Source organism: Citrobacter sp. wls619 (genome assembly GCF_005281345.1).
In the GTDB taxonomy this organism is placed as follows: domain Bacteria; phylum Pseudomonadota; class Gammaproteobacteria; order Enterobacterales; family Enterobacteriaceae; genus Citrobacter.
Genome location: NZ_SZXJ01000026.1, coordinates 61695 through 77861, shown reverse-complemented (window position 1 = coordinate 77861; position 16167 = coordinate 61695). Strand labels below are relative to the sequence as shown.

General features: G+C 52.6%; 16 protein-coding genes. 7 read left to right on the top strand and 9 right to left on the bottom strand.

Annotated elements, in window-relative coordinates:
- The first annotated feature begins 569 nt into the window (after positions 1-569).
- Complete coding sequence (rraA, locus tag FDX19_RS02360) at positions 570-1055, top strand: ribonuclease E activity regulator RraA (protein WP_137381461.1); 486 nt, start codon at positions 570-572, stop codon at positions 1053-1055.
- Between the two features lie 216 nt (positions 1056-1271).
- Here the strand turns inward: rraA and zapB are convergent, their stop codons facing one another.
- Entirely contained in the window at positions 1272-1517 is a 246-nt protein-coding gene (gene zapB / locus FDX19_RS02355; RefSeq protein WP_115259761.1) for a septal ring assembly protein ZapB, read from the bottom strand.
- 426 nt (positions 1518-1943) lie between these two features.
- Here zapB and FDX19_RS02350 point away from each other — a divergent pair, with 426 nt between their 5' ends.
- The 4 genes from FDX19_RS02350 (at position 1944) to fpr (ending at position 6307) form a co-directional block, all read left to right on the top strand.
- Positions 1944-2789 (top strand): MIP/aquaporin family protein, encoded by an 846-nt coding sequence (locus tag FDX19_RS02350; RefSeq protein WP_137381460.1) that lies wholly within the window; start codon positions 1944-1946, stop codon positions 2787-2789.
- A gap of 21 nt (positions 2790-2810) precedes the next feature.
- On the top strand, positions 2811-4319 hold the full coding sequence (gene glpK, locus FDX19_RS02345; RefSeq protein ID WP_137381511.1) for a glycerol kinase GlpK: 1509 nt from the start codon (positions 2811-2813) through the stop codon (positions 4317-4319).
- 135 nt (positions 4320-4454) lie between these two features.
- The gene (glpX, locus tag FDX19_RS02340) at positions 4455-5465 is read left to right on the top strand and encodes a class II fructose-bisphosphatase (protein ID WP_137381459.1); all 1011 of its coding nucleotides are present in this window, start codon (positions 4455-4457) and stop codon (positions 5463-5465) included.
- A gap of 95 nt (positions 5466-5560) precedes the next feature.
- On the top strand, positions 5561-6307 hold the full coding sequence (gene fpr, locus FDX19_RS02335) for a ferredoxin--NADP(+) reductase (RefSeq protein WP_137381458.1): 747 nt from the start codon (positions 5561-5563) through the stop codon (positions 6305-6307).
- Between the two features lie 33 nt (positions 6308-6340).
- On the opposite strand, the gene FDX19_RS02330 is transcribed toward fpr, so the two are convergent.
- Positions 6341-6769, bottom strand: a complete 429-nt coding sequence (locus FDX19_RS02330) for a DUF805 domain-containing protein (protein ID WP_005121733.1) — start codon at positions 6767-6769, stop codon at positions 6341-6343.
- A 100-nt stretch (positions 6770-6869) separates the two neighbouring features.
- Here FDX19_RS02330 and FDX19_RS02325 point away from each other — a divergent pair, with 100 nt between their 5' ends.
- Together FDX19_RS02325 and tpiA are read left to right on the top strand one after the other, a co-directional pair.
- Positions 6870-7466, top strand: coding sequence for a DUF1454 family protein (locus tag FDX19_RS02325; protein ID WP_137381457.1), 597 nt, complete (start codon positions 6870-6872; stop codon positions 7464-7466).
- Between the two features lie 111 nt (positions 7467-7577).
- Positions 7578-8345, top strand: a complete 768-nt coding sequence (tpiA, locus tag FDX19_RS02320; protein WP_003028783.1) for a triose-phosphate isomerase — start codon at positions 7578-7580, stop codon at positions 8343-8345.
- Positions 8346-8390: 45 nt separating this feature from the next.
- Here tpiA and FDX19_RS02315 read toward each other — a convergent pair whose 3' ends face one another.
- The 7 genes from FDX19_RS02315 to cpxP all read right to left on the bottom strand — a co-directional run bounded on the left by FDX19_RS02315 (position 8391) and on the right by cpxP (position 16101).
- On the bottom strand, positions 8391-9863 hold the full coding sequence (locus FDX19_RS02315; RefSeq protein ID WP_061066967.1) for a DASS family sodium-coupled anion symporter: 1473 nt from the start codon (positions 9861-9863) through the stop codon (positions 8391-8393).
- A gap of 113 nt (positions 9864-9976) precedes the next feature.
- Positions 9977-11281: an SLC13 family permease gene (locus FDX19_RS02310; protein WP_137381456.1), complete on the bottom strand. Its 1305-nt coding sequence runs from the start codon at positions 11279-11281 to the stop codon at positions 9977-9979.
- A 73-nt stretch (positions 11282-11354) separates the two neighbouring features.
- Positions 11355-12104 carry a CDP-diacylglycerol diphosphatase gene (locus FDX19_RS02305; RefSeq protein ID WP_137381455.1) on the bottom strand — a complete coding sequence of 250 codons (750 nt, stop codon included), beginning with the start codon at positions 12102-12104 and terminating at the stop codon, positions 11355-11357.
- A gap of 104 nt (positions 12105-12208) precedes the next feature.
- Positions 12209-13198 carry a sulfate/thiosulfate ABC transporter substrate-binding protein Sbp gene (gene sbp, locus FDX19_RS02300; protein ID WP_137381454.1) on the bottom strand — a complete coding sequence of 330 codons (990 nt, stop codon included), beginning with the start codon at positions 13196-13198 and terminating at the stop codon, positions 12209-12211.
- Positions 13199-13404: 206 nt separating this feature from the next.
- Positions 13405-14367: a 6-phosphofructokinase gene (gene pfkA / locus FDX19_RS02295; RefSeq protein WP_003028778.1), complete on the bottom strand. Its 963-nt coding sequence runs from the start codon at positions 14365-14367 to the stop codon at positions 13405-13407.
- A 183-nt stretch (positions 14368-14550) separates the two neighbouring features.
- Positions 14551-15453, bottom strand: a complete 903-nt coding sequence (fieF, locus tag FDX19_RS02290) for a CDF family cation-efflux transporter FieF (RefSeq protein WP_137381453.1) — start codon at positions 15451-15453, stop codon at positions 14551-14553.
- Between the two features lie 147 nt (positions 15454-15600).
- Positions 15601-16101, bottom strand: coding sequence for a cell-envelope stress modulator CpxP (cpxP, locus tag FDX19_RS02285; RefSeq protein ID WP_137381452.1), 501 nt, complete (start codon positions 16099-16101; stop codon positions 15601-15603).
- Positions 16102-16167 lie beyond the last annotated feature (66 nt).

The window sequence follows — 16167 nt, the reverse complement described above, 5'->3', positions numbered from 1 at the left end:
CCACCATCTTTATCACGGTAGCTATCATATGCATAGCGATAGACAGCACGCAGAACACGTGCCCATAAATCTGGGCTTTACTGCCTTTTTCTTCACGCCTGAACGGGCCACCAAACCATATGCCCGCTCTCTGGCCTGCTCAATAGTCATATCCGGGAACTTGCCCAACGTCACACGGTAAAATTTTCCGTCACGCTTTGGGACACACAAAAACTTTTGCTGCCACTAGACGTAACGCGCAGCCGCAACCCATTAACGACACTATCAGCATATTCAAGGCGTTTGCCGGCATCAGGAACGGGGAGTTCCATCTGCACGGCTTGGTGAATCTGATCGTTCTCATAGGGCTTTCTTTTATGCTCCAGCAATCTTCCGGGGATACCTTACAGAGGGAAATACGGGTAATCACAGGTCATTATCGGCTGTTTTAAAAATCAGTAATTATCTGTTTTTCGATGAAAAATATGAATGGTTGTTGATCTGGACACTAATTAACAATTGATGATTTTGCCAACAGTACACATAGCGCGATATACTAAAAATTCTCGCAGCAACTGAACGTTAAGCCTATGAAATACGATACATCCGAGCTTTGTGACATCTATCAGGAAGATGTCAACGTCGTGGAACCGCTGTTCTCTAACTTTGGGGGACGGGCGTCGTTTGGCGGACAAATCATCACGGTAAAATGTTTCGAGGACAACGGGTTGCTGTACGATCTGCTCGAACAAAACGGCCGTGGTCGTGTTCTGCTGGTCGATGGCGGCGGTTCTGTCCGTCGTGCGCTGGTCGATGCCGAACTGGCAAGACTGGCCGTACAGAATGAATGGGAAGGTCTGGTCATCTACGGCTCAGTACGCCAGGTAGACGATCTGGAAGAACTGGATATTGGCATTCAGGCGATTGCCGCAATTCCGGTAGGCGCTTCAGGTGAAGGCATTGGGGAAAGCGATGTGCGCGTCAACTTTGGCGGCGTGACGTTCTTCTCCGGCGACCACCTGTACGCCGACAACACCGGGATAATCCTCTCCGAAGACCCGCTCGATATCGAGTGATCAAAAAGGCACCGCAAGGTGCCTTTTTTATACGTTGTCGCTGATTGCCGGATGTCGGCTTACGCCTTATCCGGCCTACAAAGAGGAGCGATTACGCGAAAGATTTCGTGTTGTAGCAAGGCGGCAAACGAAGGTATCCCCAGGAGCGTAGTAAACTACGTGACCGGGGTAACTGAGCGCAGCCAACACAGCTACGGCGCGAAAGATGAAGCGTAATTAGACTTCTTCCATACGACCCAGCAGGGCATGCAGACGATCCTGCCAGCCGCTCTGCTGTTCTTTCAGGCTGTTGTTCTCACGCTCCAGTTCTTCACGCTGCTGCTGTGCAGACTGAACTTCCTGCGACAGTGAGTTATTCTTTTCTTTCAGCTCTTCGATTTCCATCTGCAACAGCGTGATGGTATCAATCGCCTGCTGTACTTTTGCTTCCAGTTTCTCAAACACTTCTAATGACATCGTCATACCTCTCCTGAATTGCAAGGCGTTGATGGATAAAAATCCTCGTCCCGATAACCGGCGACGCCTTAATAAAAACGAGCGCACACTACTTAACACCGATTGTATGAAGCCGCGCCATCCCTGTCCAGCGGCATCCCGCGCAGATTGCGGTTTGCAACACTTTTAATCTTTGTCCTGGTGACATAACTGTCATAACTCTTAAGTGTTAACAGGATGTTCGGTGAAATGATTCAGCTCACACTATTTTTGTATAACAAATACCGCGCAATGGCGCGAAAACGCTCATTTTGTTGATGGAGTACACACATTTTAATTTCGATATTTCTCGTTTTTGAGCGTTAACGATAAATTAACAGTGTGCCTACCGGCTCCGGGGATGTCAGTGACCTTCTCGCATACAATAAACATTAAACTCTTCAGGATCCGATTATGAGTCAAACATCAACCTTGAAAGGCCAGTGCATTGCTGAATTCCTCGGTACCGGGTTGTTGATTTTCTTCGGTGTGGGTTGTGTCGCTGCACTCAAAGTGGCTGGTGCTACTTTTGGTCAGTGGGAAATCAGTATCATCTGGGGTCTGGGGGTAGCCATGGCTATCTATCTGACAGCAGGCGTTTCTGGCGCACACCTGAATCCAGCAGTCACAATCGCACTATGGCTGTTTGCGTGTTTTGACAAACGCAAAGTCGTTCCTTTTATTATTTCGCAAATTGCTGGCGCCTTTTGCGCAGCGGCATTGGTTTACGGGCTTTATTACAATCTTTTCATCGATTTCGAACAAACGAACCATATCGTGCGCGGTAGTGTAGAAAGCCTCAATCTGGCAGGTACGTTCTCCACCTATCCAAACCCGCATATCAATTTTGTGCAGGCCTTCGCGGTTGAAATGGTCATTACCGCTATTCTAATGGGGCTGATTCTGGCACTGACCGACGATGGTAACGGTGTACCGCGTGGTCCGCTGGCACCGCTGCTGATCGGCTTACTGATTGCCGTTATTGGTGCTTCCATGGGTCCGCTGACCGGTTTTGCGATGAACCCGGCACGTGACTTCGGACCGAAACTCTTCGCCTGGATGGCCGGATGGGGTGAGATTGCATTCACGGGTGGTCGTGATATCCCTTACTTCCTGGTTCCGGTGTTTGGCCCGATTACCGGCGCGATTTTAGGCGCATGGGCATATCGCAAACTGATTGGTCGCCATTTACCGTGCGATGTCTGCGCGATTGAAGAAAAAGACGTTGCGACCAACACTCAACAAAAAGCTTCGCAGTAATGTGACTACGGGACAAAAATGATGACTGAAAAAAAATATATCGTTGCGCTCGACCAGGGCACCACCAGCTCCCGCGCGGTCGTAATGGACCACGATGCGAATATCGTTAGCGTTTCGCAACGCGAATTCGAGCAAATCTATCCGAAAGCAGGCTGGGTAGAACATGACCCAATGGAAATTTGGGCAACCCAAAGCTCCACGCTGGTAGAAGTGCTGGCGAAAGCCGATATCAGTTCCGATGAAATTGCCGCGATCGGTATTACCAACCAGCGTGAAACCACCATTGTCTGGGAACGTGAAACCGGTAAGCCAATCTATAACGCCATTGTGTGGCAGTGTCGTCGTACTGCAGATATCTGCGAGAAGCTCAAGCGCGACGGCATGGAAGAGTACATCCGTAACAACACCGGTCTGGTCATTGACCCGTATTTCTCCGGCACCAAAGTGAAGTGGATCCTCGACCACGTAGAAGGCTCGCGTGAGCGCGCTCGTCGCGGCGAGCTGCTGTTCGGTACCGTAGACACCTGGCTTATCTGGAAAATGACGCAGGGACGCGTACACGTCACGGATTACACCAACGCCTCACGTACCATGCTGTTCAACATCCATTCTCTGGATTGGGACGACAAGATGTTGGATGCGCTGGACATTCCGCGTGCCATGCTGCCGGAAGTGCGCCGTTCTTCTGAAGTCTATGGCCAGACCAACATTGGCGGTAAAGGCGGCACACGTATTCCTATCTCCGGTATCGCCGGTGACCAGCAGGCTGCACTATTCGGCCAGCTGTGCGTGAAGGAAGGGATGGCGAAGAACACCTACGGTACTGGCTGCTTCATGCTGATGAATACCGGCGAGAAAGCCGTTAAGTCAGAAAATGGACTGCTGACCACTATCGCTTGTGGCCCGACCGGGGAAGTGAACTACGCGCTGGAAGGTGCCGTGTTCATGGCGGGTGCGTCCATCCAGTGGCTGCGTGATGAGATGAAACTCATCAGCGATGCATTCGACTCAGAGTATTTCGCCACCAAAGTGAAAGACACCAACGGCGTATACGTTGTTCCGGCGTTCACCGGTTTGGGCGCACCGTACTGGGACCCGTATGCACGCGGCGCCATCTTCGGTCTGACCCGTGGCGTAAACTCCAACCACATCATCCGTGCAACACTTGAGTCTATCGCTTATCAGACGCGTGACGTGCTGGAAGCAATGCAGGCGGACTCCGGTATTCGTCTGCACGCGCTGCGCGTGGATGGCGGTGCAGTTGCCAACAACTTCCTGATGCAGTTCCAGTCAGACATTCTCGGCACACGCGTTGAGCGCCCGGAAGTTCGCGAAGTGACCGCGCTGGGTGCGGCATATCTGGCCGGTCTGGCTGTCGGCTTCTGGCAGAATCTGGATGAGCTGCAGGAAAAAGCGGTCATTGAGCGTGAATTCCGTCCTGGCATCGAAACCACCGAACGTAACTTCCGTTACAGCGGCTGGAAAAAAGCGGTCAAACGCGCTCTGGCGTGGGAAGATCACGACGAGTAATACGTCATTGCCGGATGGCGACTGTGCCTTATCCGGCAATATCTTCGTGCGGGGGCAACCCCGCACACACATCAATAATCGCTCCCCCTCCCCTGTGCTACACTTCGCGCCATTCCTTTCTGCTACGAGTTTGCAATGAGACGAGAACTTGCCATTGAATTTTCACGCGTGACCGAAGCGGCTGCACTGGCTGGCTATAAATGGTTGGGTCGCGGCGATAAAAACACCGCTGACGGCGCGGCGGTGAACGCCATGCGTATTATGCTCAACCAGGTCAACATCGACGGCACCATCGTGATTGGCGAAGGTGAGATCGACGAGGCCCCCATGTTGTTTATCGGTGAGAAAGTCGGAACTGGTCTGGGCGATGCTGTTGATATTGCCGTCGATCCCATCGAAGGTACACGCATGACGGCAATGGGCCAGGCGAATGCGCTGGCGGTACTGGCTGTCGGCGACAAGGGTTGCTTCCTGAACGCGCCGGACATGTACATGGAAAAGCTGATTGTCGGCCCTGGCGCCAAAGGTTCAATCGACCTGAACCTGTCGCTGGAAGCGAACCTGCGTAATGTCGCCAGCGCGCTCAACAAACCGCTGAGCGAACTGACCGTCACCATTCTGGCGAAACCACGCCACGATGAAACCATCGCCGAAATGCAGGCGCTGGGCGTTCGCGTATTCGCGATTCCCGACGGCGACGTGGCCGCGTCTATTCTGACCTGCATGCCAGACAGTGAAGTTGACGTGCTGTATGGCATTGGTGGCGCACCGGAAGGTGTCGTCTCTGCCGCCGTTATCCGCGCACTGGATGGCGACATGCAGGGCCGTCTGCTGGCTCGCCATGACGTCAAAGGCGACAGCGAAGAGAACCGTCGTATCGGCGAACAGGAGCTGGCTCGCTGCGCCGCGATGGGTATTGAGGCAGGTAAAGCGCTGCGTCTGGATGAAATGGCCCGCAGCGACAACGTTATTTTCTCAGCAACCGGGATCACCAAAGGCGATCTGCTGGAAGGAATTAGCCGCAAAGGTAATATTGCCACTACCGAAACACTGCTGATCCGTGGGAAATCACGTACGATCCGTCGTATTCAGTCCATCCACTACCTCGATCGCAAAGATCCGGATGTACAGACGCATATCCTGTAATTGATTTGATCAATAGAGCCTTCCAGCCCATCTGGGCTGGAAATCTTTCGTGCAACGAACGAAGATAAGGCAATCACAGCAGACAGGAGAAAACCATGGCAGATTGGGTAACAGGCAAAGTCACTAAGGTACAGAACTGGACCGATGCCTTATTTAGTTTGACCGTGCGAGCTCCGGTTCTTCCCTTCACGGCAGGCCAGTTTACCAAGCTCGGCCTCGAAATCGACGGCGAGCGTGTCCAGCGTGCCTATTCCTACGTGAATGCGCCTGATAACCCCGATTTAGAGTTCTATCTGGTGACGGTTCCTGACGGAAAACTCAGCCCCCGACTGGCGGCGCTAAAACCTGGCGACGAAATCCAGGTAGTGAGCGAAGCAGCCGGTTTCTTCGTGCTGGATGAAGTCCCCGATTGCGACACGCTGTGGATGCTGGCAACCGGTACGGCTATCGGCCCATATTTATCGATTCTGCAGTTGGGCAAAGATCTGGACCGTTTTAAAAATCTGGTGCTGGTCCATGCCGCCCGCTATGCCGCCGATTTAAGCTATCTGCCGTTAATGCAGGACCTGGAAAAACGCTACGAAGGTAAATTACGTATCCAGACGGTGGTCAGCCGTGAAACCGCCGCAGGTTCATTAACCGGGCGAGTTCCGGCGTTGATTGAAAGCGGCGCGCTGGAAGCTGCAGTTGGGCTACCCATGGATACAGCAACCAGTCATGTGATGCTCTGCGGTAACCCGCAAATGGTACGCGACACGCAGCAACTGCTGAAAGAAACCCGGCAGATGACCAAACATCTGCGCCGTCGACCGGGCCATATGACCGCTGAACATTACTGGTAAGGGCTTGCCGGATGGCGCTCACGCTTATCCGGCCTACGAGTCAGCTCTGTATTTTACGTCCTGCGTGTCCTTACCGTATTTATTTGCGTCCTGGGTGCCAACGAACGCGCCCAGATCGATAAGCATACCCACCAGAATCAGCGTCGGTACAAAGCGGCCTACCGCCCATTGCCAGACACCGGGCAATACTGCCCAGTTTCCGGCCAGCAGCATCCATGCAAGAATCATCAGGAACGCCCACGCGCCGGAGCGACCCCGATCATGCAGACGTTTTACTGTGACTGCAGCCGTCGGCCACAGCAGACAGACCAGACAAAATGCCGCCGTCTGGATATCGAGCAATTGTTTACTCGCCAGCGAAAACAAAACCAGCATTCCGACAATCCACAGACCGATCCAAATCCAGAAATCACGGCGTCCAAGACGCCCTTTAAATGAGAATAACCACTGCTGTATGGTCATGTAGATTCCTTTATTATTACCTTCCAGAACAGTTTACCCTTTTGACAAGCCCGACGGTTACCGTTTTAATCGTGAGCAGTGAGAATGAAAGGTACGATTGATGAAGCAAGGATTGACACTGTTTTTATTATTGTTTTCAGCCTTAACCGCGAGCACAGCGGTACTGGCGGAAGCGCCATCGACGGCAACTACGGCCCCCTATTTACTGGCGGGTGCGCCGACCTTTGACCTGTCGATTAGCCAGTTTCGCGAAAACTTTAATACGCAGAATCCGAAGCTTATTCTGAATGAATTCCGTGCCATCGACAGCAGCCGCGATCGGGCAAATCTCACCCGTGCCGCCAGTAAAATCAATGAAAACCTGTACGCGTCCTCCGCCCTTGAACGCGGCACCTTAAAAATCAAAAGCATGCAGATAACCTGGCTGCCGATTCAGGGGCCAGAACAAAAGGCGGCCAAAGCGAAAGCGCTGGAATACATGACCGCCGTCATTCGCACCGTCGCGCCGCTACTGACAAAAGAGCAAAGCCAGAAAAAGCTGCAAAAACTGCTCGCTGCCGGCAAAGGTAAGCGCTATTACGCCGAAACGGAAGGCGCAATTCGCTATGTTGTTGCAGATAACGGCGAAAAGGGGCTGACCTTCGCTGTTGAACCGATTAAGCTGGCACTATCAGAAAGTCTTGAGAAAGCGAATTGATGACAAAAAGCAAAGCCTTTCCGCAGACGAATCTCTATACTGTTTCACAGACCATGCTGCCCTGATGGGCGGCCATCTTCCTTAATTCGCTGACAAGCGTGGAGAAATGAAATGCGACATCCTTTAGTGATGGGTAACTGGAAACTGAACGGCAGCCGCCACATGGTAAACGAACTGGTTGCTAACCTGCGTAAAGAACTGGCTGGCGTTGCTGGCTGTGCAGTAGCAATCGCTCCACCGGAAATGTATATCGACCTGGCGAAACACGCCGCTGCCGGTAGCCACATCATTCTGGGCGCGCAGAACGTTGACCTGAACCTGTCTGGCGCATTCACCGGTGAAACAAGCGCTGAAATGCTGAAAGATATCGGCGCGCAGTACATCATTATCGGTCACTCTGAGCGTCGTACTTACCACAAAGAGTCTGACGAGCTGATCGCGAAGAAATTCGCTGTGCTGAAAGAGCAGGGTCTGACGCCGGTTCTGTGCATCGGTGAAACCGAAGCAGAAAACGAAGCAGGTAAAACTGAAGAGGTTTGCGCACGCCAGATTGACGCGGTACTGAAAACTCAGGGCGCAGCAGCATTCGAAGGCGTGGTTATCGCTTACGAACCTGTATGGGCTATCGGTACCGGTAAATCTGCAACGCCTGCTCAGGCTCAGGCAGTCCACAAATTCATCCGTGACCACATTGCTAAAGCTGATGCGAAAATCGCTGAACAAGTGATCATCCAGTACGGCGGTTCCGTAAACGCCGCTAACGCTGCTGAACTGTTCGCTCAGCCGGACATCGACGGCGCGCTGGTTGGCGGTGCATCTCTGAAAGCAGACGCTTTCGCCGTGATCGTTAAAGCCGCTGAAGCCGCTAAACAGGCCTAAGTTGTTAAAAGGGGAGCATCGCTCCCCTTCTTATACCTACCCGCTTTACCAGTATCCCAGCCAGTGCCACCAGAAGGCCCCCGTGACACCCCAGATGGTCAGGTTGACCACGCTCATCACCAGCCCCGTTTTCCACCACTCAGCCAGTGTAACGTAACCCGAACCAAAGATGATTGGCGCAGTCCCTGTACCATAGTGCGTGAGCGACATCATCAACGAGGAGGAGAAGCCCAGCATCAGACCGAGCAGCGCCGGTGGAGCACCGAGGCCTAATCCGGCAGCGAAGAAAGCCGCGAACATGGCCGTGATATGTGCAGTGGTACTGGCGAAAAAGTAGTGTGAATAGACATAAAGCAGGATCAGCAACAGCGTGGCGATACTCCAGTGCACGCCGAGATGGTCAATTGCACTACCAACGCTCGTCGCCAGCCACCCCACCAGACCCAGTTTGCTGAGAAAATCCGCCATCATAACCAGTGCGGCAAACCAGACTATCGTATCCCATGCACCGCGACATTTAAGGATATCGTCCCAACTCAATACCCCTGTCACTAACAGAACAGACAAGCCAATGAGCGCCGCACTGGTGGGGTTAACGGCCCAGGTACTGCCCATCAGCATGGCAGGTACCCCCGCCCACAGGCAGAGCAGCAAAGCGAAAACCGCGAGGGTGATTTTTTCAGCCAGCGACAACGGACCGAGTGCCCCCAGTTTTTCCCGGGCAAACTCTGGCGCATTCGGTGTGCGTGTAATAGCGGGCGGATAGAGCCACCAGATGACAATAGGCATCACGACCAGGGAGACAACGGCAGGAAGAAGCGCCGCAATCGCCCACATTCCCCAGGTCATATTCAGCACCCCATCCGTCCCTTTGGTCAAAAAACTCACAATAAGCGGGTTTGGCGCGGTAGCGGTAATAAACATCGCCGAACTGATCGGGTTAATGTTGTAGTTCACCAGCGCCAGGTAACGACCTGTAGCGCCGTTTTCTTTGTCACCGGGTTGAGAGCCCAGACTTTCCGCAATCGCCCGCATCACCGGGTGAATAATACCGCCACCGCGCGCGGTATTGCTTGGGGTTACGGGGGCTATCAGCGTTTCTGCCAGCGTTAGCGCCCAGGCGATACCCAACGTTCGTTTGCCAAACAAAGCAATAAACCCATAGCCGATACGCGCGCCCAGCCCCGTTTTCAACAAGCTTTGCGACAACATAATCGAGATGCCGATCAGCCAGATAAGCTGGTTGGAGAAGCCACTTAACGCATCGCTCAGCGCCGCGGTGGGTTTACCGGGGTGCGTCACGCCGGTCATGGCTACCAGCATAATTGCCACAATCGCAATCGCGCCGATAGGCATGGCTTTACCAATAATTGCCGCGATAGTACCGATAAATAACGCCAGCAGATGCCACGCCTCGGGGGTGACATCTGCTGGACATGGGATAACAAACCAGATGGTCAGCGTAATAACAATCGAGATGATGGCAGGCCAACAGCGAATGGGGGTCAATCTGTCCATGAATCAATCCTTGAGTTTCCAGCACGCAATTATGCGCTCAGGTATTAACCAATATCGGTGCGCATAATACAATTCACCCACTCACAAAACAAAAAATTAACATTCCGATACAACTATAATTTCCCCAACACGCTAAACCACAGATAATCCAGCGGCAGCAGTATCAGATACGTTGCCGCCGCCAGCGTGATACACAGCAGCATTCCAGCTCTTGCCGGTACTTTTCCTAACGCCATTGCCACCACAATCGGTGATGCCTGATACGGCAATAGCGGTGTGGAATAGCCCAGTACCTGAATCATAATTACCGAGAGTAGCGGGAAGCCGGTCGCATCTGAAAAGCTTTGTGCCAGTGTGGTATACAGTGCCGGAACGCCGTTCGCCGTCATGATGAAATTGAGCGCGGTGGTAATGCCGGTCAATGCAAGGAAGCTGGTAAACGGTTTGTCCGCATCCAGCGGCATCACCTGTAACAGCGCCTCGCCTACCGCGCTACCGATACCGGTCTGCGTCACGGTGATGGCCAGCCCCAGAATACCCGCCACGTAAATGCAGGTACGGATATTCACCCCACTGGAAAATTCTTCGCCATTAATAAATCCTACGCGCGGCAACAGCGTAATCACCGCCGCCACCAGCCCGGTCCATGCTGGTCCCACACCATGCCAGCTTTCGCTGACCCACAGAAACAGCACCACCGCTAACATCCAGGCCAGACGTTTTTCATCACGACTCATTGGTTCAGGCGGCGTCAGATCGCGCGGCGCATGAGGTTGGCCGGGAAACAGCCAGCAGATAAGAGCAATGAGCACCGCACCTTTTAGCCAACCCAGCACGGGTGTATGCAGCAGCAAATAGGGAAGATAATTCAAGTGGATACCCCAGGAACCTTCCGCTGCGCCACTCATCACCAGGTTTGGTACGTTAGCAGGTAAGATCGTGGCGGAAAGCTGGAAGGTACCAAAACCGACGGCAAGCGCCAGACCATACCAGGCACGCGTGCCGTCGTTAATTCCAGCCCGTTTCGCCATCGCCGCCACAATCGGCATCAGCAGCGCAATACGTCCCATGTTAGACGGCATGACGAACGCCAGCGCGTAACTCAATAGCACTACGCTCGCGACCATTAATGGCCAGGAGTCTGTCAGTCTTGACGACAATGCCCTCGCCGCCCGGTCCGCCAGCCCCGTTTTACGAATCGCGATGCCCAGCACAAAACCACTGAAGACCAGCCAGAACGCCGATGAGGCAAAGCCACCAAAGATGACATCCGGTGGCGCAATTTTGGCCACCATCGCCACGGCAAAGAAAAGCAGCGCCGTGATAAATTCCGGCAACAGCGATGTTGCCCAAAGTAAAATGGTGACGCCGACCACCAGAGAGGGAATAAACAGAGGGTGTGAAAGCCAGAGCGACATGCCTGTCTCCTGTTGTTTTTTTCAACAAGAATACGGGGACAGGCAAAGAGAGTAAACGCCAGATTAAGGGGGGCTAACGCAGAATATCACATTGATGATCCTGGATTTCCTCAGAGGAGGCGAGATTCAGCGACAGCAGGTCACGCTGAGTCGCCAGCAGGACAAAGGATTCGTCGCTTTGACGCACCATCGCCAGCGCATAGCTTCCCATTCGCTCACGCGCACCCGGCACCTCTTCAGCCAGCATCATAAACGGGCTGCGCTGCGCCAGTTCGTTTTCCGTCACACGACGCGCCAGATATTCATGCCCGCGCAGCCCACCAGGTAAAGGCAGCCAGCGAGTGCTGATTTTCGCCATATTGTCATCCAGTTGCGTTCTGACGTCGGGCCGCAGGCAGGAGATATGAATGTGAAAGTGATTTTGCGTACGCCCGGTACGTGAGTTTATTGTCAGCGATACCGCCTTATCAGGGATCTCCTGGCCGTATTTTTGACTCATAAAACTACGTGCCTGCCAGGCTAGCCAGAAGAAGTTCGGCGTGCCTGATTCCAACAGCAGCGGGCTTTCCGTACCATTGATACGGTAAGTCGGCATCAACAGATATTGCAGCGGACCGTTACGGTCTTTGAACACCACATATCCGGCATCGGGTTTAACTTCAGTACACGGCGCGGGATCGTGCTGCTGCAGCTGATGTGGCAGGCATTGCTCAAGGACTATCTGGCGTAACGCGTCCGGGTTACCGCTAAATTTCCAGTACCCTATGCCCGCAGCGGCGGCGACCACAATAACCGCCAGTAAAAGATAGCCTGCTTTTTTCATTACGCGTTCCCTGTATCCCATTGAGGCGCAAGAGTAACGCAAAACGATGACAAATAAAAAACCCGGTCGCGCTATGCCACCGGGTTCTGTCGTGACCTCAACCTTTAGCGTTTGCTGATCTGGTCAAAGGTACCGCCGTTAGAAAAATGCGTTTTCTGCGCTTTCGTCCAGCCGCCAAACTCGTCATCAATAGTGAACAGTTTCAGTTTCGGGAATGCGCTTTCGTATTTCTTCGCGACGTCAGCATCACGCGGGCGATAGTAGTTTTTCGCCGCAATCTCCTGGCCTTCCGGGGAATAGAGATACTTCAGATAAGCTTCTGCCACCGCTTTGGTATCTTTCTTTTCCACCACTTTGTCGACAACAGAAACGGTCGGCTCAGCGAGAATAGACTCACTTGGGGTGACTATCTCGAATTTATCTTTGCCCAACTCATTCGTTGCCAGCAGCGCTTCGTTTTCCCACGCGATCAGCACATCACCGATACCGCGTTCAACGAAGGTATTGGTTGAGCCCCGCGCGCCGGAATCCAGCACTTCCACGTTTTTAAACAGAGCTTTGACGAAGTCCTGCGCTTTGGCCTGATCGTTGTTGTTGTGGTGCAGAGCGTAGCCCCATGCCGCCAGATAGTTCCAGCGTGCGCCGCCTGAGCTTTTCGGGTTTGGTGTAATCACTGACACACCCGGTTTGACCAGATCGTTCCAGTCATGAATTTGCTTTGGGTTGCCTTTGCGTACCAGGAAGACAATGGTAGAGGTGTAAGGCGCAGAGTTGTCCGGCAAGCGTGTAATCCAGTTTTTATCGATACGACCACGCTCAGCAATGGCATCCACATCGTAAGCCAGCGCCAGCGTCACGACATCGGCTTCAATACCGTTGATGACAGAGGTCGCCTGTTTACCAGAGCCGCCGTGTGACTGGCGGATAACGACGTTATCGCCGGTTTCCTGCTTCCAGTGTGCGCTGAATGCTTTGTTGTACTGCTCGTACAGTTCACGTGTTGGATCGTACGATACGTTAAGTAACTGAATATCCTTTGCCAGAACGCTGGTCGATGCCAGCAATAATGTTAACCCTACGCCCCATTTGTTCATCGCCCAGCTCTCTTATGTGATGTTGTGATGAGCAAAGCGTGCCAGAAAGAGATCCAAACATTAAAGAATAAAAAAAGATTTGCTATAACTTCGAGGAATAAATCTGAGGGGTTGCCGGATGGCGGCTAACGCCTTATCCGGCCTACAAGTCTCTGCAACCTGTAGGCCTGATTAGCGTAGCGCCATCAGGCGCGCAAAAAATACAATCAGTACAGTTTTTTCGCGCAGTCCAGCCAGTCACCTTTGAACGGACGCTTCATGTTTTCGATAGCGTCGATAATGTCATGGTGAACCAGTTGCTCATTCTGAATACCGACGCAGCGACCGCCATGACCTGCCAGCAGCAGTTCAATAGCATATGCGCCCATTCGGGACGCCAGAATACGGTCGTAAGGAACCGGAGAACCACCACGCTGGATGTGACCCAGTACGGTAGAACGCGTTTCACGGCCCGTTTCTTTCTCGATGTAGTGCGCCAGTTCATCAACGTCACACATGTGCTCGGTGATCGCTACAATGGCGTGTTTTTTACCTTTTGCGATACCCGCTTTGATTTCAGCAACCAGATCGTCACGGCTAAATTCAACTTCCGGAACAACAACAAATTCACAGCCACCGGCAATTGCTGCAGCCAGGGTCAGGTCGCCGCAGTAACGACCCATCACTTCAACGATGGAGATACGCTGGTGAGAAGAAGAAGTATCACGCAGACGGTCAATCGCTTCGACGACGGTACCCAATGCGGTGAAGTAACCGATGGTGTAGTCGGTGCCTTTAATATCGTTGTCGATAGTGCCCGGCAAGCCGATGCACGGGAAGCCCATTTCAGTCAGGCGTTTTGCACCCATGTAAGAACCGTCACCACCGATAACAACCAATGCGTCGATGCCACGTTTCTTCAGATTTTCGATAGCCACTGCACGCACATTTTCGTCGCGGAATTCCGGGAAGCGAGCAGAACCGAGGAAAGTACCACCACGGTTGATCATGTCGGACACGCTGTAGCGGTCAAGCTGGACCATACGGTCTTCATACAAACCCAGGTAGCCATCATGGATCCCCATGACTTCCAGTCCTTCCGTTAACGCTGCACGTACAACACCACGGATTGCTGCGTTCATGCCCGGCGCATCACCGCCGCTTGTCAACACACCGATTTTCTTAATCATGACTACCTCTGAACTTTGGAATGCAAAATGAAATCTGCTGCCGGAAGTCGATTCCGCATATCGAAACGATCCAACGAATATGCAGATAGTATAACAATCACTTCCTGCTGAATTGATTCAGGTCAGGCCAAATGGTGGTAATTTATACACAAAATGCTGGCCCTGCTCACTTTTTACAACGAATTATGAAAGCTCAAACATCTTGCCTTCCTTGGGTACGACTGAACAGGGATCCTGGTGAATAATCACATCCGATCCCGGGAAACGCCGTAAAATTGCCTGCTCCACCTGCTCAGCCACTAAATGCGCCTGAACGAGCGGCAGATTATCTTCCATTTCCAAATGAATCTGAATAAAGCGGGTCGGCCCTGACTGCCGCGTGCGAAGATCGTGAGCGCCGCTGACCCCTGGCCATGACGTCACTATATCAATAATTTCCTGACGTTCCTCATCGGGTAAGGCGCGATCCAGCAAGGATTGCACTGCCTCATACCCCATGCGTAATGCACTATATAAAATATAGATGCCAATCCCGAGCGCAAACAAGGCATCCGCACGATGCCAACCATACCAGGCCAGTCCAAGCGCCACGAGAATCGCACCGTTCATCATAACATCAGACTGATAATGAAGCATATCTGCCCGTACAGCCTGACTTTGCGTACGTTTCACCACCCAGCGCTGAAACGTGACCAGAATGATAGTACAAATTAACGCAATAACGGTGACAACAACCCCGACACCCGGATCTTTCATCGGCGTCGGTTGGATGAGATGCTGAATCCCGGTCAGGAATAAAAACAGCGCCGAACCGGAAATAAACATACTTTGCGCCAGCGCCGCCAGAGATTCAGCTTTCCCGTGCCCAAACGTGTGCTCATCATCAGCTGGCTGCAACGAATAGCGCACCACCAGCAGATTGGTGAGCGACGCCGCAATGTCGACAAGAGAATCCACCAATGCCGCCAGAATACTGACCGATCCGGTGTACCACCACGCAAAAATTTTGATCAAAAGTAACAGCGATGCCATCACGGTCGCCGCGATTGCCGCCCGGCTCACCAGCCGCCCATAGGTTTGATTCATAAACACTCCTGCCAGGATATGCCGCTAGTATAACGGATGAAGCAAAACAGTCAGGCAATTACCGAGAGACAAATTTTGGGCAAAAAAAACCCCCACATCATGTGGGGGAAGACAGGGATGGTGTCTATGGCAAGGAAAACAGGGTTACTACTGGGAACGTGAGTTGCTACTACTCAATAAATTCAACGATGAGCTTTTTTGCCATTGCGTAACATCACGCAGTTGCTCCATTCGTTGTTCATGTTTCTCATTTAAAACCGCTTGCTGCTCGGGCGTTAACAGGCGATACATCTGGTTGCGGACCCTGGCGATTTCAACCTGGCGGGCAACCTGTTCTTGTGCCATTTTTTCGGCCTGAGCGCGCACAGCGCTTTCATCAAATTTCTCTGCGGTGACAAGACGATGCATTGTCTCCATTTCGCTAACATTAACAGGAGGCTGTTCGTGTCTTGCCTGCTGCATTAAATCTCGCATCTGTTGACGTTGATGTTCGGTTAAACTGATACCGTCAAACATGTGGCTCTGTACGCTGCGCTGCGATGAGCCTTCACCCAGGTGCCAGTGATCGCCTGTGACGACTTCAGCTGCATGGCTTAAAGTACTGAGTGCCAGCGTTGAGGCCATGACGGCAGCGGTAACTTTGCCCATCACTTGCTCCCAAAATCTTTTCTGTCGCGATTCAACGAGAGACAGTTTACGATTCGGGCTGCAAAC

What these genes read in the sequence shown, in the direction of transcription:
- rraA (WP_137381461.1), top strand. Translation starts at nt 570, where the DNA reads ATGAAATACGATACATCCGAGCTTTGTGACATCTATCAGGAAGATGTC.
- zapB (WP_115259761.1), bottom strand. Translation starts at nt 1,517, where the DNA reads ATGACGATGTCATTAGAAGTGTTTGAGAAACTGGAAGCAAAAGTACAG.
- FDX19_RS02350 (WP_137381460.1), top strand. Translation starts at nt 1,944, where the DNA reads ATGAGTCAAACATCAACCTTGAAAGGCCAGTGCATTGCTGAATTCCTC.
- glpK (WP_137381511.1), top strand. Translation starts at nt 2,811, where the DNA reads ATGACTGAAAAAAAATATATCGTTGCGCTCGACCAGGGCACCACCAGC.
- glpX (WP_137381459.1), top strand. Translation starts at nt 4,455, where the DNA reads ATGAGACGAGAACTTGCCATTGAATTTTCACGCGTGACCGAAGCGGCT.
- fpr (WP_137381458.1), top strand. Translation starts at nt 5,561, where the DNA reads ATGGCAGATTGGGTAACAGGCAAAGTCACTAAGGTACAGAACTGGACC.
- FDX19_RS02330 (WP_005121733.1), bottom strand. Translation starts at nt 6,769, where the DNA reads ATGACCATACAGCAGTGGTTATTCTCATTTAAAGGGCGTCTTGGACGC.
- FDX19_RS02325 (WP_137381457.1), top strand. Translation starts at nt 6,870, where the DNA reads ATGAAGCAAGGATTGACACTGTTTTTATTATTGTTTTCAGCCTTAACC.
- tpiA (WP_003028783.1), top strand. Translation starts at nt 7,578, where the DNA reads ATGCGACATCCTTTAGTGATGGGTAACTGGAAACTGAACGGCAGCCGC.
- FDX19_RS02315 (WP_061066967.1), bottom strand. Translation starts at nt 9,863, where the DNA reads ATGGACAGATTGACCCCCATTCGCTGTTGGCCTGCCATCATCTCGATT.
- FDX19_RS02310 (WP_137381456.1), bottom strand. Translation starts at nt 11,281, where the DNA reads ATGTCGCTCTGGCTTTCACACCCTCTGTTTATTCCCTCTCTGGTGGTC.
- FDX19_RS02305 (WP_137381455.1), bottom strand. Translation starts at nt 12,104, where the DNA reads ATGAAAAAAGCAGGCTATCTTTTACTGGCGGTTATTGTGGTCGCCGCC.
- sbp (WP_137381454.1), bottom strand. Translation starts at nt 13,198, where the DNA reads ATGAACAAATGGGGCGTAGGGTTAACATTATTGCTGGCATCGACCAGC.
- pfkA (WP_003028778.1), bottom strand. Translation starts at nt 14,367, where the DNA reads ATGATTAAGAAAATCGGTGTGTTGACAAGCGGCGGTGATGCGCCGGGC.
- fieF (WP_137381453.1), bottom strand. Translation starts at nt 15,453, where the DNA reads ATGAATCAAACCTATGGGCGGCTGGTGAGCCGGGCGGCAATCGCGGCG.
- cpxP (WP_137381452.1), bottom strand. Translation starts at nt 16,101, where the DNA reads ATGGGCAAAGTTACCGCTGCCGTCATGGCCTCAACGCTGGCACTCAGT.